21 protein-coding genes are annotated in these 20,047 nt (G+C 36.4%); 13 read left to right on the top strand and 8 right to left on the bottom strand.

Annotation, left to right across the window (positions count from 1 at the left end):
- Positions 1-19 precede the first annotated feature (19 nt).
- From ACLHG9_RS04385 to ACLHG9_RS04400, 4 genes are all read left to right on the top strand, one after another.
- Positions 20-1,999, top strand: a complete 1,980-nt coding sequence (locus ACLHG9_RS04385; RefSeq protein WP_410220307.1) for a fumarate reductase/succinate dehydrogenase flavoprotein subunit — start codon at positions 20-22, stop codon at positions 1,997-1,999.
- Between the two features lie 69 nt (positions 2,000-2,068).
- Positions 2,069-2,839, top strand: a complete 771-nt coding sequence (locus tag ACLHG9_RS04390; protein ID WP_243360223.1) for a succinate dehydrogenase/fumarate reductase iron-sulfur subunit — start codon at positions 2,069-2,071, stop codon at positions 2,837-2,839.
- A 111-nt stretch (positions 2,840-2,950) separates the two neighbouring features.
- Positions 2,951-3,178, top strand: a complete 228-nt coding sequence (locus tag ACLHG9_RS04395; protein ID WP_410220308.1) for a YtxH domain-containing protein — start codon at positions 2,951-2,953, stop codon at positions 3,176-3,178.
- A 34-nt stretch (positions 3,179-3,212) separates the two neighbouring features.
- On the top strand, positions 3,213-3,896 hold the full coding sequence (locus ACLHG9_RS04400; protein ID WP_410220309.1) for a methyltransferase domain-containing protein: 684 nt from the start codon (positions 3,213-3,215) through the stop codon (positions 3,894-3,896).
- Here ACLHG9_RS04400 and pepT read toward each other — a convergent pair.
- Positions 3,893-5,146 carry a peptidase T gene (gene pepT, locus ACLHG9_RS04405; RefSeq protein WP_410220310.1) on the bottom strand — a complete coding sequence of 418 codons (1,254 nt, stop codon included), beginning with the start codon at positions 5,144-5,146 and terminating at the stop codon, positions 3,893-3,895. The genes ACLHG9_RS04400 and pepT overlap by 4 nt on opposite strands.
- Before the next feature lie 72 nt (positions 5,147-5,218).
- On the opposite strand from pepT, the gene ACLHG9_RS04410 reads away from it, so the two are divergent.
- From ACLHG9_RS04410 to ACLHG9_RS04425, 4 genes are all read left to right on the top strand, one after another.
- Entirely contained in the window at positions 5,219-5,923 is a 705-nt protein-coding gene (locus ACLHG9_RS04410) for a hypothetical protein (RefSeq protein ID WP_410220311.1), read from the top strand.
- A 189-nt stretch (positions 5,924-6,112) separates the two neighbouring features.
- Complete coding sequence (locus tag ACLHG9_RS04415) at positions 6,113-6,694, top strand: hypothetical protein (RefSeq protein ID WP_410220312.1); 582 nt, start codon at positions 6,113-6,115, stop codon at positions 6,692-6,694.
- Positions 6,695-6,803: 109 nt separating this feature from the next.
- Entirely contained in the window at positions 6,804-8,510 is a 1,707-nt protein-coding gene (locus ACLHG9_RS04420; RefSeq protein ID WP_410220313.1) for a M14 family zinc carboxypeptidase, read from the top strand.
- Positions 8,511-8,513: 3 nt separating this feature from the next.
- Positions 8,514-9,125, top strand: coding sequence for a rhomboid family intramembrane serine protease (locus ACLHG9_RS04425; RefSeq protein WP_410220314.1), 612 nt, complete (start codon positions 8,514-8,516; stop codon positions 9,123-9,125).
- On the opposite strand, the gene ACLHG9_RS04430 is transcribed toward ACLHG9_RS04425, so the two are convergent.
- Together ACLHG9_RS04430 and ACLHG9_RS04435 are read right to left on the bottom strand one after the other, a co-directional pair.
- Positions 9,105-10,070 (bottom strand): hypothetical protein, encoded by a 966-nt coding sequence (locus ACLHG9_RS04430; protein WP_410220315.1) that lies wholly within the window; start codon positions 10,068-10,070, stop codon positions 9,105-9,107. The genes ACLHG9_RS04425 and ACLHG9_RS04430 overlap by 21 nt on opposite strands.
- Before the next feature lie 75 nt (positions 10,071-10,145).
- Positions 10,146-11,279, bottom strand: a complete 1,134-nt coding sequence (locus tag ACLHG9_RS04435) for a hypothetical protein (RefSeq protein WP_410220316.1) — start codon at positions 11,277-11,279, stop codon at positions 10,146-10,148.
- Between the two features lie 78 nt (positions 11,280-11,357).
- On the opposite strand from ACLHG9_RS04435, the gene ACLHG9_RS04440 reads away from it, so the two are divergent.
- On the top strand, positions 11,358-12,392 hold the full coding sequence (locus tag ACLHG9_RS04440; protein ID WP_410220317.1) for a dipeptide epimerase: 1,035 nt from the start codon (positions 11,358-11,360) through the stop codon (positions 12,390-12,392).
- Between the two features lie 62 nt (positions 12,393-12,454).
- Here the strand turns inward: ACLHG9_RS04440 and ACLHG9_RS04445 are convergent, their stop codons facing one another.
- Positions 12,455-12,640, bottom strand: a complete 186-nt coding sequence (locus tag ACLHG9_RS04445; protein ID WP_410220318.1) for a DUF6358 family protein — start codon at positions 12,638-12,640, stop codon at positions 12,455-12,457.
- Between the two features lie 75 nt (positions 12,641-12,715).
- Positions 12,716-13,033 carry a rhodanese-like domain-containing protein gene (locus ACLHG9_RS04450; RefSeq protein ID WP_410220319.1) on the bottom strand — a complete coding sequence of 106 codons (318 nt, stop codon included), beginning with the start codon at positions 13,031-13,033 and terminating at the stop codon, positions 12,716-12,718.
- A 170-nt stretch (positions 13,034-13,203) separates the two neighbouring features.
- On the opposite strand from ACLHG9_RS04450, the gene ACLHG9_RS04455 reads away from it, so the two are divergent.
- The 3 genes from ACLHG9_RS04455 (at position 13,204) to ACLHG9_RS04465 (ending at position 17,725) form a co-directional block, all read left to right on the top strand.
- Positions 13,204-14,307, top strand: a complete 1,104-nt coding sequence (locus tag ACLHG9_RS04455) for a DUF4407 domain-containing protein (RefSeq protein ID WP_410220320.1) — start codon at positions 13,204-13,206, stop codon at positions 14,305-14,307.
- 251 nt (positions 14,308-14,558) lie between these two features.
- Positions 14,559-16,388, top strand: coding sequence for a M61 family metallopeptidase (locus ACLHG9_RS04460; RefSeq protein WP_410220321.1), 1,830 nt, complete (start codon positions 14,559-14,561; stop codon positions 16,386-16,388).
- Between the two features lie 14 nt (positions 16,389-16,402).
- Positions 16,403-17,725, top strand: a complete 1,323-nt coding sequence (locus tag ACLHG9_RS04465) for a M20/M25/M40 family metallo-hydrolase (RefSeq protein WP_410220322.1) — start codon at positions 16,403-16,405, stop codon at positions 17,723-17,725.
- Positions 17,726-17,784: 59 nt separating this feature from the next.
- On the opposite strand, the gene ACLHG9_RS04470 is transcribed toward ACLHG9_RS04465, so the two are convergent.
- From ACLHG9_RS04470 to ACLHG9_RS04480, 3 genes are read right to left on the bottom strand one after another with little or no spacing between them, the layout of a single operon-like run.
- Positions 17,785-18,279 (bottom strand): GNAT family N-acetyltransferase, encoded by a 495-nt coding sequence (locus ACLHG9_RS04470; protein WP_410220323.1) that lies wholly within the window; start codon positions 18,277-18,279, stop codon positions 17,785-17,787.
- Positions 18,276-18,839: a thiamine pyrophosphokinase gene (locus ACLHG9_RS04475; RefSeq protein WP_410220324.1), complete on the bottom strand. Its 564-nt coding sequence runs from the start codon at positions 18,837-18,839 to the stop codon at positions 18,276-18,278. The genes ACLHG9_RS04470 and ACLHG9_RS04475 overlap by 4 nt, the downstream gene beginning before the upstream one ends.
- Before the next feature lie 3 nt (positions 18,840-18,842).
- Complete coding sequence (locus ACLHG9_RS04480; RefSeq protein ID WP_410220325.1) at positions 18,843-19,460, bottom strand: hypothetical protein; 618 nt, start codon at positions 19,458-19,460, stop codon at positions 18,843-18,845.
- Positions 19,461-19,514: 54 nt separating this feature from the next.
- Between ACLHG9_RS04480 and ACLHG9_RS04485 the strand changes: the two genes are divergently transcribed.
- On the top strand, positions 19,515-20,009 hold the full coding sequence (locus ACLHG9_RS04485) for a DUF1579 family protein (protein WP_410220326.1): 495 nt from the start codon (positions 19,515-19,517) through the stop codon (positions 20,007-20,009).
- Positions 20,010-20,047 lie beyond the last annotated feature (38 nt).

Raw genomic sequence — 20,047 nt, forward strand, 5'->3', positions numbered from 1 at the left:
TATTTAAAAGATTAAGTAAATGTCAAATTTCAATTCAAATATACCTGAGGGAGAATTAACCCAAAAGTGGACAAAATACCGTTCTTCTGTAGCTTTGGTTAACCCTGCAAATAAAAGAAGTATCGAGATTATTGTTGTAGGCTCGGGGTTGGCCGGTGCTTCGGCTGCTGCAACACTTGCAGAAATGGGTTACAAAGTAAAATGTTTCTGCTTTCAGGATTCGCCACGCAGGGCGCACTCAATTGCAGCTCAAGGTGGTATCAATGCAGCTAAGAACTATCAAAACGATGGTGATAGCGTTTACCGTTTATTTTACGATACCATTAAAGGTGGCGATTACAGGGCACGTGAAGCAAACGTACACCGTTTAGCAGAAGTAAGTGCTAATATTATAGATCAGTGTGTGGCTCAAGGTGTTCCTTTGGCCCGTGAATATGGCGGTTTATTAGATAACCGTTCTTTTGGTGGCACACAGGTACAACGTACTTTTTATGCCGCCGGGCAAACTGGTCAGCAATTATTATTAGGTGCTTATAGCGCATTAGAGCGTCAGGTAGGCATGGGTAAAGTAGAAATGTTTACCCGTCACGAAATGTTAGATGTTGTAATTATTGATGGAAAAGCACGTGGTATTATTGCCCGTAACTTGCTTACCGGAGAATTAGAACGTCATTTCGGTCATGCAGTAGTATTAGGAACCGGAGGTTACGGAAACGTTTTCTTCCTTTCGACTAATGCTATGGGCAGTAATGTTACTGCAGCATGGAAAATACACAAGAAAGGCGCGTTTTTTGGTAACCCTTGTTATACACAGATACACCCTACCTGTATCCCAGTATCTGGCGATCATCAATCTAAATTAACCCTAATGTCTGAGTCGCTACGTAACGACGGTAGAATTTGGGTACCTAAAAAGAAAGACGATCCTCGTAAACCTCAGGATATTCCTGAAGATGAAAGAGATTATTATTTAGAACGCAGATATCCTGCTTTTGGTAACCTTGTTCCTCGTGATGTGGCCTCTCGTGCGGCTAAAGAGCGTTGCGATGCGGGTTATGGCGTAGGCGCATCTAAATTAGCCGTATATTTAGATTTTACCGCCAATACAGAACGTTACGGCCGTATAGAAGCCAACAAACAAGGCAATCACCATCCAGATAAAGAAACCTGCATGCGTTTGGGACGCGAGGTAATCAAGGAGAAATATGGTAACCTGTTTGATATGTATGCGCAAATTACCGGCGAGAACCCTTATGAAACGCCAATGCGTATCTATCCTGCTGTTCACTATACTATGGGTGGTATTTGGGTTGATTATAATTTAATGACTACAGTACCGGGTTTATACTGTATAGGAGAAGCTAATTTCTCTGATCACGGTGCCAATCGTTTAGGTGCGTCGGCATTAATGCAAGGTTTGGCAGATGGTTATTTTGTATTGCCTTACACCATAGGTTCTTACTTATCAAAAGAAATCTCTACCAAAGCAATCCCAACCGATCACCCTGCATTTGTGGAAGCAGAGAACCATGTACAATCAACTATAGACAGGATTTTAAATATTAAAGGAACAAAATCTGTTGACCATTTCCATAAAAAATTAGGTCACATCATGTGGGAAAAATGTGGAATGGCTCGTAATGCAAAAGGTTTAACCGAAGCAATCGAAGAAATCAAAGCCTTACGCAAAGAGTTCTGGTCGGATGTACGTATTCCGGGTAGTGCCGATGAATTTAACCCTGAATTAGAGAAGGCAGGTCGCGTTGCAGACTTCCTTGAATTAGGAGAATTGATGTGTATCGATGCTTTACACCGTGAAGAAAGCTGCGGAGGTCACTTCCGTGAAGAATTCCAAACCGAAGAAGGAGAAGCGAAACGTGATGATGTTAATTTCTCTTACGTAGCAGCTTGGGAATACAAGGGAGAAAGCGTATATGAGCTACACAAAGAAGAGCTAAATTACGAGAACATTAAGGTAGCACAAAGAAATTATAAATAAGATATGAGATAAGAGGTTCAAACTGTAAAGCTTATACCTCAAATCTAATGTCTCAAATCTAAAGATAAAATGAGCACAGGAAATATGAATTTAACGCTAAAGGTTTGGCGTCAAAAAAACAGTAAATCAACAGGAAATTTGGTTGATTATAAAGTTTCTGATATTTCTCCAGACATGTCTTTTTTAGAGATGTTTGATGTTTTAAACGAACAATTGATCAATAAAGGTGAAGAACCTATTGTATTTGATCACGATTGCCGCGAAGGTATCTGCGGTATGTGTTCAATGTATATCAATGGCCGTCCGCATGGCCCTAAAGACTTGGTAACTACCTGTCAGTTGCATATGCGTTCATTTAAAGATGGCGATACCATTGTAGTTGAACCATGGAGAGCAAAAGCATTTCCGGTAATTAAAGATTTAGCGGTAGACCGTTCTGCTTTTGACCGTGTAATTGCTGCCGGAGGCTTTATTTCTGTAAATACAGGTAATGCACAAGACGCTAATAACCTGCCTATTGCCAAATCAAAAGCCGATGCAGCGTTTGAAGCCGCAGCATGTATTGGTTGCGGTGCATGTGTTGCAGCATGTAAAAATGCTTCAGCAATGCTATTTGTATCTGCAAAAGTATCTCAGTTCTCTTTACTTCCCCAAGGCCAGCCAGAGCGATACAAACGTGTACAAAACATGGTAGCCCAAATGGACTCAGAAGGATTTGGAAACTGTACCAATACAGGTGCCTGCGAAGCGGAATGCCCTAAAGGAATTTCTTTGGAAAACATTGCCCGCATGAACCGCGACTATTTAACTGCAAAGTTATTTAGCGAAGAAGAAGCATAAACACAATATCTGAATAGAGATCATAAAACCCCGGCCTAAAAACCCGGGGTTTTAATTTTTAAGAACAATTAATTCTTGCGTTTGTTAGTACTTTATAAAAAACTGTGCGTTATGACAAAGAAAACTAAAGTATTAACAGGTGTATTGGCTGGTGCAGCACTAGGCATAACTATTGCATTATTATTAACGTCTGATAAAAAAGGAAATCTGCAACGTAAAGCAGAAGATTGGTTTTGTGATGTATTGAAAAAATCAAAAAAGAAAATGGCGGGTATGAGTGAAAAAGTAGATAAAGTTTTAGATCATACTAAAAGCAAAGCCGAAAATCTTACCGTCTGAAACATAAATGCACTGCCATTTTTTATCTTTGTTTATGGATATTTATGGTAGTGCATTATTAGACTTTTATAAAAACAATCAAAGCCAAACACTCTGGCTGCATAACAGCTATGGCGAAACAGAAGAAATGCCGGTAGATGTTTTCTTCAGAGAAGAAGAAGAAATGCCAGAAATCGAACTAAAAGCAATAGATTTATGCCAAGGAAGTATCTTAGACATAGGCGCTGGAGTTGGCAGCCATGCTTTAATTCTTCAGAAACAACATAAAGATATTACAGCTATTGATACTTCTTTAAATGCTGTTAATATCATGAAACAGCGTGGTGTAAAACAGGCCTTGCATCAGGATATTTTTACCTACAAAGGTAAATTTGATACGCTTTTACTTTTAATGAATGGTATTGGATTAACCAGAACTTTAGATGGTCTAGAACATTTTTTAGAAATTGCTAAAACCCTACTTAATCCCAAAGGCACACTTATTTTTGATAGTTCAGACATCAGCTATTTATATGAGAATAGCATCAAACCAAAAGACCAATATTTTGGCGAAGTAAATTATGCTTACGAATATAAAGGTGAAAAGGGTGAGTGGTTTAAATGGCTTTACATAGATCCATCCACACTTAAAACATTAGCACTTAAGCATGGATGGAGTTGCAAGATCATCATAGAAGATGAATATGATCAGTATTTAGCTCAGCTTATTTTACATTAAGCTTTTTCTTCATATATATTGGCAATATGAATAATAGTTTCTGTCGCCTTTACCATATCCTGTACCGATACCCATTCCTGCTTGCTATGAAAAGCATGTTCACCTGCAAAAATATTAGGACAGGGCAAGCCCATGTATGATAAACGTGATCCATCTGTTCCGCCTCTTATACTTTGCTTTTTAGGTTCAACTCCTGCTCTTCTAATGGCTTCTACTCCATTTTCAATGATATAAGGGTATTGGTCTAAAATGCGTTTCATGTTTCTGTACTGGGCTTTTACATCTAACCGGTACGAAGAATGAGGATAATGTTTTAATACATTTTTTACCGTTTTTTCAATTAAGTCGGCATGAGCTTTTAAAAGTTCATCATCAAAATCGCGGATGATAAATCTGATTTCGGCCTGCTCAACACTTCCGCTCATTCCTACCGGATGCACAAAACCCTCTTTATGATGTGTACTTTCAGGAGAAAGGCGATCTTTAGGTAAAGCCGCAAGAATATCTCCTGCAATTTTAATAGCGCTTTCCATTTTACCTTTGGCAAATCCCGGATGAGCGCTAATGCCATTAATTGTAAGCACTGCTCCATCAGCCGAAAAAGTTTCATCTTCAATAGAACCTAATGTTTCGCCATCAATGGTATAGGCAAGATCAGCACCTAATTTTTCTAAATCGGCTTTGTCAACACCTCTTCCAATTTCTTCATCAGGCGTAAAGAGAATTTTGATATCTCCATGCTTTATTTCAGGATTTTGCACCAGATAAGTAACTGCCTCCATTATTTCTGCAACGCCGGCCTTATTATCTGCTCCCAGCAAAGTTGTTCCACTTGCTGTAATGATGTCGTTTCCAATCTGATTTTTCAGGTCTTTATGATCTGCCATTTTTAAAACAACGGTATGATCATCAGGTAATATCAAATCTTCGCCCTGATAGTTCTTATGCACAATAGGTTTTACATTTTCTCCACAGGAATCTGGCGAAGTGTCCATATGAGAACAAAAGCACACAACTGGCACTTTTTTATCGCTATTTGATGGAAGTGTTGCGTATACATACCCCCACTCATCTAAATGTGCATCAGATAAACCTAAGTCCAAAAGTTCATCAGCCAATAATTTCCCCAGATTCTTTTGTTTTTCGGTAGAAGGAATGGAAGGAGAAAAAGGATCTGACTGGGTATCTATTTTAGCATATTTTATAAACCGCTCTGTAAGCGAATTTGAATTAATTTTGATATTTAGCATAATTTCAAAGTTAATACTAAAAGTTTTCAATAAAATTATATTTTTGTAATAAAGCACCTAATTCATAAGAACTTGAAAAAAATTTGTGCCGCTTTAATTCTAAGCATTTTTACTTCAGTTACATACGCTCAATCTAATTTTTACAAACTGGGCGTTGGGCTGGGCGCCGGAGGTACTTACTCTTTCACAGATGTTAAAAAAGGAAAATTCGGTCTGGCTGGTTATGGCACAGCAGAGTATTACCTTACTCCATTTATTACGAGTGGTTTAGAATTTCAGATGGGTACGGTTAAAGGAGGTGATGTAAAAACCGATCCCCACAACAGAGCGTTTTCCAACACTTATACAGCAATAACATTAGGTGGAAAAGTAAGACTTGGACAGTTTACAGATTTCTATTATAACGATTTACTTAATTATACCAAAGGCTTTTACATTGGTACAGGGGTAGGCGTTATTCTCAATAACATGAAAGACATCATAAGAACTAAGCCTGATGGAAGTGGATATGTTTTTCCTGGTAAGGATAAAAGTGTAAATGCTGCTGTTCCAATTAATGTAGGTATAGACTTCTATTTTCCTGATCAATGGGGAGATATCAGATATGGCATCAATATTAATTATCAGACTAATTTTACCTTTGGTGAAGGGCTAGATGGATATGATGATCCAAAAACCAAATTCAAAAATGTAAGCCCTGATTTATATACTTATTTCTCTGTAGGTGTAAGATATAATTTCGGTTTCATGGGCCTTACAAACAAACCTGTAAGATAACCATTGTAACTTACTTATTACCAGAGTTTAAGTTTCTTTTCTCATTGATTATTTATAATATTACATTAAATAATTAATGCCTTTTTGATAAAAAACCTAACACTACTATTTGTTCTTTTTTGCTGTAAAACATGCTTCAGCCAAGTTTATTACAATAAATTTGCGGCTGAGTTTCTTGTTGGTGCCAACGTGGTCTATGCAGATCTTGATACCAAAAGATCAAAAGCAACGGTTTCTGCAAATTTAGACTATTATTTTACACCTTATGCTAATCTGGGGTTTAACCTACAGACCGGCAATTTAACCGGAGGAAGTTCATCTTCTGATCCGCATCAACGTTATTTTGTAAATAATTATAAGGCCATTTCCTTAAATACTAAATTATTTTTAGGAAATTTCTTTCCATTAACAGAAAATGAAACTCTTGCTGCTTTGAAAAATTTTTATGTGGGCCCTGGTTTTGGGATAATTAAGAATAAAATGACAAATATTATTCGTCAGAAACCCGGCTCTAGCTATATTTTTCCGGGTAAAGACGAAAGTCTTAATACTCTGTTATCCTTTAATACGGGTCTTTATATTCCACTAAAAGATTATGCCGGCGACAGCATTTTTGCTGTTCATTTTAATTTTCAGAGTAATTTTACTTTTGGCGAAGGATTAGACGGATATGACGACCCGAAAACCAAATTCAAAAACACAGGAATAGACGTTTATAATGTAATATCTTTTGGTTTACGTTATTCTTTTGGTCCTATAGATTTTTGGTAATAAAAATTTCATATACATCATTATTTGAATAATTGTAGCTTAAATTTATAGCAAAGATTTTTTTATGAAACCACTGTACTTCTGTTTTACACTTCTAACCTTCGTCTTTATGACAGATACCAATGCTCAGGTTACACCCTTTGAAAAAAGCAAAGGGCAAGAAACCACAACGTATGATCAGGCCATTTCTTTCTACCAGGAAATAGCGAAACAATATCCTAAACAGGCCAAGCTACTTAGCTACGGAAGCACAGATTTTGGCAAACCTTTAAATGTGCTGGTACTTTCAAAAGAAGGTGTATTTAATCAGGCAGAAATTAAGAAGCAGCACAAAGCCATTCTATTGATAAACAATGGCATCCATCCGGGCGAACCTGAAGGTGTAGATGCAAGTATGATGTTAAGCCGCGACCTGTTAAAAAATAACAAGCTTCCGCAGCATACCGTAATCTGTATTATTCCTCTCTATAATATTGACGGAAGCTTTAACCGAACAGGTACGTCAAGGGCTAATCAAAACGGCCCGGTTGCTTATGGATTTAGAGGCAATTCAAGGAATTTAGATCTGAACAGAGACTTTATCAAAACCGATTCGAAAAATGCTTATACTTTCCAGCAGATTTTTAACACGTGGGACCCTGATATTTTTGTGGATACGCATACCAGCAACGGAGCAGATTATCAATATACCATGACTCTGATCCCTACGCAAAAAGATAAGTTAAATCCGATACTATCATCATATTTAACGCAGACCATGCTCCCTTATCTTTACAGGAATATGAAAGATAAAGGTTTTGAACTTATCCCTTATGTAAACTCTATTAAACAAACTCCAGAAAGTGGTATTACAGGATTTTTAGAAACACCCCGTTATTCGACTGGTTATGCGGCACTACATAATGTGATTGCTTTTATGCCTGAAACACATATGCTTAAATCATATGATAAACGGGTTGAATCAACCTATAAACTTTTAGAAACCTATATCAGCATCGTAGATCGTGATGCGCATATTATTACAGAAAACAAGCGTAAAGCCAATGAACTAACTGCTAACCAAACTGAATTTCCTTTAGAGTGGCAATTAGATAACAGCCAGTTCAATGAAATTGAGTTCAAAGGATTTGAAGGAAAGCAAAAACCAAGTGAAGTAAGTGGTTATGACAGATTATATTATGATAGAAATGCTCCTTATACCAAAACTATCAAAGAATACAATACCTTTAAACCATCGGTAAAGGTAAATAAACCTTACGCATACATCATTCCTAAGGGATGGGACAAGGTAATTGATTTGCTCAGAACAAATGGTGTAAAACTACAGCAACTTACCAAAGACAGCCGTTTAAAGGTTGATATGTATTATATCGAAGATATGAAAACAGCATCAAGACCTTTTGAGGGGCATTACCTGCACAATGATGTAAAAGTGAGCAAATTAAAACAGGACATTGATTTCTATGAAGGCGATTATATAGTCTTTACCAATCAACCTAAAAACCGTTACATTATAGAAACTTTAGAGCCTCAGGCTACGGATTCATTCTTTAACTGGAATTTCTTTGATTCTATCTTAGGCCAGAAAGAACATTTTTCAGCTTATATCTTTGAAGATACCGCAGCAGAATTATTGAAAAATGATGTTTCTTTACGCAAGAAATTAGAAGATGAAAAGGCTAAAAATCCTGAGTTTGCCAAAAGTGGAAGTGCTCAGCTTAATTTCATCTATAAGAACTCCGCCTATTACGAACCTACGTTTATGCGTTATCCTATAGGCAGGTTAGAAGAACGAACCAATTTAAATTTAAAATAACACATGGAATATATTAATGCCGCCCCTGTTGCATCAGCTATATTTGTTTTAACCATATTAACCAGTATTTACGCTTTTAATAACTATAATCTGTATGCAAAATTTGTGCTGCATCCTTATTCGGTTTCAAGAGGGCAAAGAATATACACTTATGTTACCAGTGGTTTAATCCATGCCAACTGGATGCACCTCTTCTTTAATATGTTTACCTTTTTCTTCTTTGCTTTTAATTTGGAGGTAATGATTGGCCACTGGCAATTTTCGCTGTTATATATCGGGTCTCTAATTTTAAGCGATATGCCTACTGTAATGCGACATAAAGACGATTTCAGATATAACAGCTTAGGTGCATCTGGAGCAATCAGTGCGGTATTGTTCAGTTATATTTTATTTCAACCTCTAAGCATGATCGGGGTAATGTTCATACCTATGCCGGCTATCTTGTTTGGGGTACTATATCTGGTATATTGTATGTATATGTCAAAAAATGCGAACGATAATATTAACCATGATGCTCATTTTTTTGGTGCACTTACCGGATTAATTTTTACTGTTCTTTTGGTAAGAGGTATTATTCCACATTTTATTGATCAATTAGCCAGCATCTGGCAATAGCGATGGCTCAAAGAAGCTAACAGGTTGCATGGGGTTTTTAATAATTTCAAATAGTGTTAAGCCCCATGGTTTCCAGAAATTTTCAAGCACCTGTGCATAGGTTTTATGTTCCCATTCATCAAAAACAGGCTTGTTTTGCATGCCTCTTAAAGGCATCTGATCAATATACACTACTCCATTAACCGGCAGGTAATTGTATTCGGGCAAACGATTAAATAAATAAGCCGAGTAAAAGAAACGGGCCGCTATTTCTTCAAATTGCTGACCGCTCAATTGTTTATCTTGTATTGAGGATAAGATTTCCTGATGATACCTTTTATTGGTACCATTATCCTGCAAGCAAGCTATAATACCGAAATCTTTAAATTTTAAAGAAAAGATGAGCGTATTGATTTCATCTCTAAAGGAAAAAGGAGTATCCTTATCTTCTAAGGGAACTATGACTATAGACCAAGGCTTAAATTCTTCAAATTCTATAGCGGTGTATAACCCTTGTAACATGGTGTGCAGATTTGCAAACTTATGCATTAACCCCTGCGACATGTTCATACCATCTCCACTCAATTGTTTTAGACGTATAGCGGCCTGCATTTCTAAATACAGAAATCCATACATCAGCTTACCTATCCAGTGGAACAGATCTAACTCATGCAGTACAGAAACTTCTTTATATCCTTCGGCAAAAGCTCTTTCTATTCGGTTTTCAAGCGGTAATATATTTTTCAGATAAACTTCTTCATTGCATGGAACCTTTAAACTATTGTATGATTTTACACTTTCATCTAACAATTTGATCTGTTCGTTACCTGTAAGCTGAGCCATATTGAGCAACCATTGAGGCAGCAGATTGATCATTACGAGTTCAGGTACAGAAAGGCCTGTTAAAAAGCACTTATTGCCTTTAAAATCAAACAGTTTAAAAGGATTATAGAGTCCGGTATTCATAAGCCTGCAAAACTAAGGCATTAATATAAGGCTGCCTAAGAAGTTTTATTTTTTAACTTTTATATTACTTTAAGCTTAAAATCTGCTGTAGTAACTATTTAAATAATCTACAAACTGGCTGTAAATAGGTTTAGTAAATTCTACAAATAAAGTGAGCGGAGGCGGAGGAACGGTTTCTCTTCGTTTGGTTAACGCAAGCTGGTTCCTGTCTAATGCTCTTTCATCACCTCTATAACTTGCCCAGCTGTCTGTCCATACAAAAGTTCCAGGCAATTTTTTTTGAGTTACTACTTTCCTGGTTTGCCAGTCGCTTATGGTAACACCTAAAAGCCCGCTTGAAGAAATGCTTTTTTCAAATACACTTAACTCTGCGGTAACCGTACCATAAACAGGCTTATTATCTCTTGTACGACCTACCTCAACACTGTCTTTTTTAAGCTTCTCTACTTTTTCTTTTACATAAGTCTGGCCCACTATAAAGTCATCAAACCTTAGGTTAATCACCTGATCTGGCACCAATCTTTTAGCATTCGCTTCTTTTTCAGTATAAAAGGCCACATACTTATTATTACGGTAATTAGTCGTATAATTTTCAATTTGTTGCTGAAAATAATCGCTGCTTAATTTATAGTAATCGCTATTTACAATTACAGGACGTAACACTACTTTTAGTACAGAGGCCCAGTAAGCATCTTCTATTTTATTATTGATATCTTTATAGCCTGGCACCCACTGTTTCACCATTTCAAAATTCTGTAAGGCTTTTTTTGCACTTTCCCTCGTATTTTCGCTCAACAAATTCTGGCCCAAAGCATAGCGTACCTCTGCCGATCTAAGTCTGGCATCTTCATATTCACGAACAAATTTTCGAGGGGCAGGTACCACTTCTAAACAAGACGGGCACCCATTAATTTCATCAGCCATACGGTTAATTTTACCATATTGTTCCATAATAGTTTCCCATCGTAAAACATTGGTCGATATTTTAGCCTCATCAATTATTCTCAATCCATTTTTCAAAGACAAATCATAAGCTTTAGATAAAACGGTTAATGCCTCGCTATTTTTAGGAGAGCTTTTTAACCTGTCTACAGCTTTGCTCACTGCTGCTTCATAATTACCCTTTTGTAGTGCGTTTTTTCCTGTGGTACAACCTGCAAGAACCATAAGCAAACAAATAAAATATGGTATTCTTGAATAAAATTTCATTGGTTTAGTATTTTTTACAATTTTTACAAAAGTAATCTTTTTAGTATTTGCATACCTTAATTTTTAAGACGATAAATAATGGAAATTAGTTACAAGGATTTTGAACTTCAACTTAAACACCCTTTTTCTATATCAAAATTTACCCGCACAAGTACTCCTGTGCTTCTGCTCAAAATAAATCACGAAGGCTTTACGGGCTATGGTGAAGCCAGTATGGTTCCTTACATGGGCGAAAGCTTTGAATCTGCTCATGCGTTTTTGAGTAAAATTGATTGGAAGCAATTTAAGTTTCCTTTTGATTTTGCCTCAATCAATACATATCTCGATAGTGTTACTACAGGTAATCCTGCAGTTAAAGCAGCCGTTGATATTGCTTTAAATGACCTGAACGGCAAGATGTTAAACCAAGCTTGCCATGAAATTTATGGAGCAGACGTAAGTAAAATGCCTGCAACATCATACACTATTGGTATTGATACACCTGAAGTAATCAGAGAAAAAGTGGCTGATGCAAAGGGTTTCAAAGTTCTTAAAATAAAACTAGGCAGAGATAACGATAAAGAAATCATCGAAACCATTAGAAGTGTAAGCAATCTGCCGCTTTTTATAGATGCAAATCAGGGTTGGAGCGACAAAAAACAGGCCATAGATATGATTTATTGGCTACATGACCAAGGTGCTTTGTTAATAGAACAGCCTATGGACAAAAATAACATTGAAGGCAATGCCTGGCTTACAGAGCGTAGCCCTATTCCTATTCTGGCCGATGAAGCTTTTCAACGCTTAGCTGATATTGATGGATTAAAAGGTGCTTACCATGGCATCAACATCAAACTGATGAAAAGCACAGGAATGTATGAGGCACACCAGATGATTTTAAAAGCCAAAAGCCATGATATGAAAATATTGGTTGGCTGTATGAGCGAGACTTCTATTGCAACCTTGGCTGGAGCTGCTTTGGCCCCTCTTTGTAACTGGGCTGATTTAGATGGGCCTTTTTTAACGGTAAACAATCCTTTTGACCGTCCTGAATTTAGAGAAGGAAAATACGTGCTAAACAACCTGCCGGGTTTAGGATTAACCGGAGAGAAACGGAATCTATTTAATCAGTAATTCAGTTATTATCCTCAAATCAATTTTATAAAATAGAAGAAGCGCTTAATTAAGCGCTTCTTCTATTTTTTCAGATCGTTTCTAATCTGTTTTGCAAGCCTGAATTTAAAGTAAATAAATGCAATCAGCATAACTGCGAAAAACACAACAATTAGTGGGCTGTTATTCTTATAAGCCCAATTTGCTCCTACAATTGAACAGATTATAGCGATGTTATAAAAAACGTTTAAAAAAATTTTCTGTTTCATACTTCTTTTTAAAGAGAGCAGGTAGAATTAATGCGGCTTCGGTAATGAACACAGCTCAACTCTTTATTTCAAATATTAATAAATAGGCATATTTGGGTCAAAAGCCTCTTGCCAGGCCAGAATGCCGCCTTTTAAATTATACAGGTTATCAAAACCATGTACCTGTTCCAATTGCATAATAGCTGCGGCACTTCTTTTACCACTGCGACACTGTACAATTACGGGTTTATCTCTGTCTATTTTATCAGCCTCAATTAAAATACCTCCTAAAGGAATATTAACCCCATCCAAATTCGACATTTCGTACTCAAAGGTTTCTCTAACATCAATCAGTTGAAAATCTTCTTTTTGATCAATTTTTTGTTTTAGTTCCTGAACTGTAATCTCTTTCATTGTGTATTTCTTTTTTTCAAATATAAATAAATCCCTGTAATATCACTATCCACTTAAGTGAGCTTTACTTTTGGCAAACAAACATTTATACAGAAATAAAACTCGTTTCCTATTTCATTTTTTTTGTAACAACTGCATACCACGGGCGTTTAATAATAAATAAAAAGCAAATGCATAATCTTACGCGTTTTTTCTGGTTTTGCTCTGGAGTGCATATCAGCACCTTACAGAAACATCCTACAGAACACAACAAATATGTTGGTATTGGTGCAACTATCTTTTTTACCGGTCTTTTTGCGGCATTATCTGGTGGGTACGCCATGTATTTTGTATTTAAAGGCTCTGATTTAGACTGGCTTGCAGCAATATTATTTGGGCTAATCTGGGGTTTGGCTATCTTTAATATGGATCGTTATATTGTATCCAGCATCAATAAAAACGCCACAACCAACAAGCAAATCTTACAAGCCACGCCCCGTATTTTACTAGCTATTATGATAGGTATTGTAATTTCAAGGCCTCTCGAGCTTAAAATATTTGATAAAGAAATCAAAGAAAAACTAAAAGTAAGTTACCTGAACGGACAGCGTTCTAAAATAGACACGATAAATAAGGCTTTTGAAAATAAATATGCTATAGAAATAGGCAAGCTTAATGATATTAAAAAACAGCGTGATTCTATGGCAGCCACCATTAAAAACGATCGTCAGAAACTTAACTTCGAGATTTTTGGGAGCAAGACCTCCGAAACTTCCGGCGTAATGGGTTATGGACCTTATGCCAAACGCAAAGAAGCAGAGCTTAAAAAACGCGAAGAAGATCTGGATACTTTAAATGCATCTCTTAAAAAAATGGAATCATTTATAGATGGAAGAAAACAATTTGATGGTTTAATGAGTGAGAAGTTATACACCTCAAAACAATTAGATAGTCTTAGTGCTATTGCTGGTTTTGCCGATAGAAACTGGGCTTTAGGGCAAATAGGTTATAAACAAGATGGCACCCGCGATACAGGCACTGCCATGGCTGTAACATTTATCGGGCTCCTTTTTATATTCTTTGAATGTTTGCCTGTATTTGTAAAATTAATGAGCGGAAAAGGTACTTATGACCATGCCATACTCAATGCCGAACAGATAGAAAATCATACTTCTGATAAAGACCGAGATTTTGAGATTGAAGTAACAGATCAAACCCACCTACAACGTGTACAATCCGGTATAGAAGACAGAATTGAAGAAATACAATTAAAGAAAAAAGATAAGGGTTTTTAAGCTCGCTAAAATTTAAATATCATAAGATAGAAATACCTGAAATAAATTCAGGGTACCGATTAAGTTGCTTTGTAATAAATTGTAACCACAATAAAAACATTATTCCTAAAACCATCCAATCTGTCATGTACGCCACAGACAGAGCGTTTAGATCACATCTTTCAAAATAAATTAACAGAACAAGTAACAATAGGTTCACAAAAGCCAAAAATTAAGCGGTAAATATTAATTTCAATCTATAAATTTATAACATGAAGAAATTTATTTTCACTACCGCAGCTTTAGCGCTGGCATTTACCGTAAATGCTCAGCAGGAAATCAGCTATCAGGTTAGTTTTCCAAACGCTAACCACCACGAGGCACAGGTTTCAATGCTTATACCGAATGTTCCTTTGAACCAGCCTTTAAAAATCCGTTTTAGCCGCTCTTCGCCAGGCAGATATGCCACACATGAGTTTGGTAAAAATATTTATAACCTTAAAGCTTTTGACCAAAGCGGCAAGGCATTAAATTTAAAACAACCGGCAGGCGATGTTTATGAGGTAACCAGACCTACTTCAACCGTAAAAGTAACTTATACCGTATTTGGTAATTGGGTTGATGGCACTTATGCGGCTTTTGACCAGGACCACGCCCACATGAATATTCCTTCTACCTTTGCTTTTCCGGTAGGAATGGACAAAAGACCTCGGCTGGTTAAGTTTGATTACAAAAATAATCCTGAATGGAAAGTAGCTACTCAGCTTAAACCTATGCCTAACGGTGCTTACTATGCTAAAGACTTTCAATTCTTTATGGATAGCCCCATAGAAATTGCCAATTATAAAACAGCAAGCTGGCAGGTAAAAAATCCTGATGGGAAAATACAAACCATTCATCTGGTTTCACATGTAAATGACAGTCAAGAAGCAGTTAATAATTATGCAAAAATGCTCGAAACCATGGTAGCCGAACAGAAGGCCATTTTTGGAGAGCTTCCTAATTTTGATTACGGTAATTATTATTTTCTGCACTGTGTACATCCAAGTTATGCTGGCGATGGCATGGAGCACCGCAACTCAACAGTAATTGTTCAACGTACGCCAACCATCAAAGGATATGAAAGCAATTTATTAGGCACTTTCTCTCATGAATTTTTTCATGCATGGAACGTAGAACGCTTACGCCCTAAAACTTTAGAACCTTTCAATTTTACGCAGGCCAATGTAAGTGACGAATTATGGATTGCCGAAGGTTTTACGCAATACTATGGCAACTTAGTTCTTAAACGAGCAGGTTTTAGAAACTTAGAAAATATATTAATGGTGTTTAATGGCTTGGTAAATTCAGTGCTGAATTCTCCGGGAGCCAAAAACTTCTCACCAGTACAATCGAGCAGGTATGCGGTATTTGCAGATGCGGCAACATCTATAGACCAAACCAATAAGCAAAATATCTTTACTTCATATTATACCTATGGGGCCGCAGTTGCCTTGGCTTTAGATTTGAGATTACGCAGTGATTTTAACCTAACTTTAGACGATTATATGCGTGCACTTTGGAAAGCTTATGGTAAAACCGAAATCGCTTACACCATTCCCGATTTAGAAAAAACCTTAGCTACCCTAACCAAAAATCCTTCTTTTGCCTCGAACTTTTTCAAGAACTACATCTATTCTACCAAAAAAGAAAATTATGAGGCATTACTTAAAAATGCAGGATTAGTTTTAAGGAAAAAATTTGCCGGAAAAGCTTATAATGATATGGGCCGTTTAACAGATAACAAAGGCGAAATTACATTACCTGCAACATTAAATGGATCTGCTGCTTATAATGCTGGTCTTGATATTGATGATGTGCTAATTAAAGCCGATGGAACAGAAATAAAATCTGTAACCGATTTTGATAAAGTTGCAGAAAAACATAAACCTGGCGATACGGTTGATATCGTTTATAAAAGACAGGGTGTGGAAAAAACAACCCGTCTTACATTTTTAGAAAATCCTATAATGGAACTGGTTACTATAGAAAGTACAGGGGGTAGTTTAACCGAAGCACAAAAAACTTTCAGAGAAAATTGGTTAAATTCGCAGATCAAGTAATCACAAATAAACGCATGAAAAAAACAATTTATACCTTAGCCTTAGTATGGATAGCTTCTTTAAGTTATGCCCAGCAGATCGATAAAATCATTACCAAAGATTATGTTGATCATTTAATTAAAACCCTGAGCAGCGATGATATGCAGGGGCGTGCAACTTTTTCGCCGGGCATTGATAAAGCGGCTACATTTATTGAGAAAGAATTTAAAGAAATTGGTCTTAAACCTCTTGATGGAGAGAATGGTTACCGCCAAACCTTCTACAAATACCAGATTAAACCAGCCGAAGCCAAGGTTACCATAGACGGTAAAGCTATTGCTGCTGAGAACATTTTAGTAGCCGGTAATAATACTGCCGAAAGTCTCACTTTTGATAAAGGTAACAGTGAAGGATGGATTAAATTAGATGAAAGCAAAGATTTTATCAGCCAGTACAGAACCTTATCAAGAAGCACTAAAAACCAGTTAGTTTTAGTAGATGTTAAATTTGTAGATGCTTTTAAACGTTTAAAAGGATTTGCAGGCAGAGGTGCTATTGTTGATGAAAAAGACTACAAAGCAGGTGCCGGGAGTGCTGTAGTTTTTGTTTTAGATGTAGATCATGTACAAAACGATTTTAAAGTAGAGCTTAAAAATACTGTTACCAAATCGCCTTTATTTAACGTTGCAGGTATGATACCAGGTAAATCTAAAGCTAAGGAGTTGGTAATCTTTAGCGGACATTACGATCATATGGGTATTGTTAAACCTTTAGAAGGCGATAGTATCATGAACGGCGCAGATGATGATGCTTCTGGTACATCTGCAGTAATAGCTTTAGCTAAGTACTATAAAAAACTGAACAAGAACGAACGTACTTTAATCTTTGTGGCCTTTACTGCCGAAGAGATTGGCGGCTTTGGAGCGCGTTATTTCTCTCAGAAATTAAATCCTGACGACGTAGTAGCGATGTTCAATATAGAAATGATTGGTAAAGACAGTAAATTTGGTAAGAACACCGCTTTCATTACCGGTTATGAGAAATCAGATTTCGGACAAATTCTGCAAAAGAATTTAGAAGGTACAGAGTTTACCTTCCATCCGGACCCCTACAAAGATCAAAATCTTTTCTATAGAAGTGATAACGCTACGTTAGCTGCTTTAGGTGTACCAGCACATACCATCAGTACAGACCAGATTGACATAGATAAGTTCTATCATACGGTTAAAGATGAGTATTCGACACTTGATGTAGATAATATCTTATCAACCATTAAAGCAATTGCAAAAAGCGCGGTAAGCATTATTGCAGGTAAAGATACACCTACACGTATTCCTAAGCTTGAAACCAGAAGATAGATCCGAAAATTATCTATAAAAAAGAGGACGTTTAAATTAAACATCCTCTTTTTTATATTTTAAAGTGCAATTTCCATTACGTAATCGTTCATATAATAACCATTACCAATATCAATATCTACCGTTTCTTTTACCCTAAAGCCCATTCTCTCGTAAAAATCCTTTGCTTTATTAGCTCTGTTTACATTAAGCTGTAAATATGCACCTCCTGCTTTACGCACCTGATCTACCACTTCATTGATCAGAAATTTACCAAAACCACCACCATGAGCATCAGGTAAAACATAAAGCTTATGTAGCTTATATACATTACTTTCATTTTCGTCTGCAGAGAAGCCAGCAAAACCAATATCTATCATATCATTACTCAGAATGAGGAAGGTATGCCCTTTTTCTAGCTGTAACAATAATTCTGCGTGGTTATACATTCTATCCAGCATATAGCGCAGTTGCTCAGAACTTATGATATCACCATAAGTTAAGGGCCATGTTCTTTCTGCAATATCGGCTATAACAGATAGATCCTGTTCTTTTGCTTTTCTCAATGTGATCATATGCGCTCTCCTATAAATAAAAATGGGGTATTAAAATTAAAGCTTACCATTCCGTCTTCTATTACTACAAAAGTACCATCCTCCTGCTGTTCCAGGTTATCTGTTTCAAAATAAGATATAATGTCGATTAAAAAAATCGAATCTTTAGGTTTCCAAACACTAAAATCCTTTTTAATCACATAATATTTTTCATTCCCTGTAAAAAGGACAATATTAATATAAGGTACAAAATCAATCAGGTCATCAAATTTGCTAATCTTACTGATAATATTCACAGCAGGATATTTCTCGGCAATCAGGTACCTCAAAGCTGTATCCATTAAGCTTCCTTCAGCTGTAATAATTTTAGTATGTTCCTGCAATAAACTGGTACCCGTATCTCCTATTACAAAATCTACCTTTAAACCCAATGACACTACTTTTTCATATTCATGCACCGAGGTAATAATAGTGGGACTCCATTCTAAAAGCTGCCCTAAATATTCTTCATCAAAACTACCCAGTTCATGAATATACAGGGCCGGTTCTTGTTTTTCTTTTACAATATGATGTGATGACATATTTTACTTTTCAAAGGTTGAAGTTCTTAAAGCGTTCAACAGAACATCTTTATCTGCTTCGTTGTTAAATGAAATATTTATTCCCAGATCGTATCCCTTAATTAACGCGGCATACATCTGTTGTTGCATAACAATACTGCCATTAGGCCCATAAATTTTGATGTTAAATCCCTGAAAAGCTACACCTGATATTTTCTGGGTAAAAGTAGAAGTATCTATCTTGATTTTTTGTGCGGCATAAATATCATAAAGCATTTTTTGCGTGGCAGCATTATTTTTAAAATAATCTCCATCCCGCTTTGCATCAAATTTCTTTAGGGTTGAATCAAAAAGATTGAATTGATTTTTTTGAAAACTAAGCAGGTGCACAATGCTATCTGTGTTAATCTCAGTATTGTAATTTTGTTTAACTGCGTTTTTACCGTTCTCATCATTCAGTTTTAAACTGTTTTCATGAGTCTGCCTATAGCCCAAAGGAACATTAATGTGCCAGCCTATAATCGCATTATAATATTGCTGTTCATCATCTTTTACCAGTGCCTGCACAGGCTTCTTATCGTTACGGCATGCCAATACCATACATGTAAAAAACAGCAGGATTTTTATAAAATTTGATTTCATCTGTTACACTTTATGTGTGTAGGTAAAGCTAAATAAAATACTTATATTAGAAGAATGAGCAAAAGTAAATTTGACATTTCAAAAGAAAGTGGCCCACATTGGAAACTCCATACATTAATTGGCAACTGGGATGGAAATACACGAACCTGGTTTGAAAAAGATGTACTGGCTGATGAATCTCCAATGGAAGCGAAGATCACTGCTGTTTTAGACGAAAGATTTATCCGTTATGAATATAAAGGCAGTGTACAGGGTAAAACTTTTGAAGGAATTATGATATGGGGTTTCGATTTAGACAACAACAAATGCCAATGCAGCTGGGTGGATAGTTTCCATATGGGTACAGGTATCATGCTTTCTGAAGGTGAGGAAAATAAAAAAGGGTTTTGGGTATTGGGAAGCTATGGCAGTTTAGAATATCCGGAGCGCTGGGGCTGGCGTACCGAGTTAGAAATCATGAACTCTGAACAGTTTTTAATCAGAGCGTTTAACATCTCTCCTGATGGTGTTGAAGCTAAAGCTACCGAAACCATTTATTACAGGAAATAAAAAAGCGAGAGTTCAATTTTCTCTCGCTTTTTAACTGT

It is taken from the genome of Pedobacter sp., from assembly GCF_046462515.1.
In the GTDB taxonomy this organism is placed as follows: domain Bacteria; phylum Bacteroidota; class Bacteroidia; order Sphingobacteriales; family Sphingobacteriaceae; genus Pedobacter.

What these genes read in the sequence shown, in the direction of transcription:
- ACLHG9_RS04390 (WP_243360223.1), top strand. Translation starts at nt 2,069, where the DNA reads ATGAGCACAGGAAATATGAATTTAACGCTAAAGGTTTGGCGTCAAAAA.
- ACLHG9_RS04455 (WP_410220320.1), top strand. Translation starts at nt 13,204, where the DNA reads ATGCATAATCTTACGCGTTTTTTCTGGTTTTGCTCTGGAGTGCATATC.
- ACLHG9_RS04420 (WP_410220313.1), top strand. Translation starts at nt 6,804, where the DNA reads ATGACAGATACCAATGCTCAGGTTACACCCTTTGAAAAAAGCAAAGGG.
- ACLHG9_RS04435 (WP_410220316.1), bottom strand. Translation starts at nt 11,279, where the DNA reads ATGAAATTTTATTCAAGAATACCATATTTTATTTGTTTGCTTATGGTT.
- ACLHG9_RS04425 (WP_410220314.1), top strand. Translation starts at nt 8,514, where the DNA reads ATGGAATATATTAATGCCGCCCCTGTTGCATCAGCTATATTTGTTTTA.
- ACLHG9_RS04430 (WP_410220315.1), bottom strand. Translation starts at nt 10,070, where the DNA reads ATGAATACCGGACTCTATAATCCTTTTAAACTGTTTGATTTTAAAGGC.
- ACLHG9_RS04400 (WP_410220309.1), top strand. Translation starts at nt 3,213, where the DNA reads ATGGATATTTATGGTAGTGCATTATTAGACTTTTATAAAAACAATCAA.
- ACLHG9_RS04460 (WP_410220321.1), top strand. Translation starts at nt 14,559, where the DNA reads ATGAAGAAATTTATTTTCACTACCGCAGCTTTAGCGCTGGCATTTACC.
- ACLHG9_RS04385 (WP_410220307.1), top strand. Translation starts at nt 20, where the DNA reads ATGTCAAATTTCAATTCAAATATACCTGAGGGAGAATTAACCCAAAAG.
- ACLHG9_RS04450 (WP_410220319.1), bottom strand. Translation starts at nt 13,033, where the DNA reads ATGAAAGAGATTACAGTTCAGGAACTAAAACAAAAAATTGATCAAAAA.
- ACLHG9_RS04465 (WP_410220322.1), top strand. Translation starts at nt 16,403, where the DNA reads ATGAAAAAAACAATTTATACCTTAGCCTTAGTATGGATAGCTTCTTTA.
- ACLHG9_RS04440 (WP_410220317.1), top strand. Translation starts at nt 11,358, where the DNA reads ATGGAAATTAGTTACAAGGATTTTGAACTTCAACTTAAACACCCTTTT.
- ACLHG9_RS04470 (WP_410220323.1), bottom strand. Translation starts at nt 18,279, where the DNA reads ATGATCACATTGAGAAAAGCAAAAGAACAGGATCTATCTGTTATAGCC.
- ACLHG9_RS04445 (WP_410220318.1), bottom strand. Translation starts at nt 12,640, where the DNA reads ATGAAACAGAAAATTTTTTTAAACGTTTTTTATAACATCGCTATAATC.
- ACLHG9_RS04485 (WP_410220326.1), top strand. Translation starts at nt 19,515, where the DNA reads ATGAGCAAAAGTAAATTTGACATTTCAAAAGAAAGTGGCCCACATTGG.
- ACLHG9_RS04475 (WP_410220324.1), bottom strand. Translation starts at nt 18,839, where the DNA reads ATGTCATCACATCATATTGTAAAAGAAAAACAAGAACCGGCCCTGTAT.
- pepT (WP_410220310.1), bottom strand. Translation starts at nt 5,146, where the DNA reads ATGCTAAATATCAAAATTAATTCAAATTCGCTTACAGAGCGGTTTATA.
- ACLHG9_RS04395 (WP_410220308.1), top strand. Translation starts at nt 2,951, where the DNA reads ATGACAAAGAAAACTAAAGTATTAACAGGTGTATTGGCTGGTGCAGCA.
- ACLHG9_RS04480 (WP_410220325.1), bottom strand. Translation starts at nt 19,460, where the DNA reads ATGAAATCAAATTTTATAAAAATCCTGCTGTTTTTTACATGTATGGTA.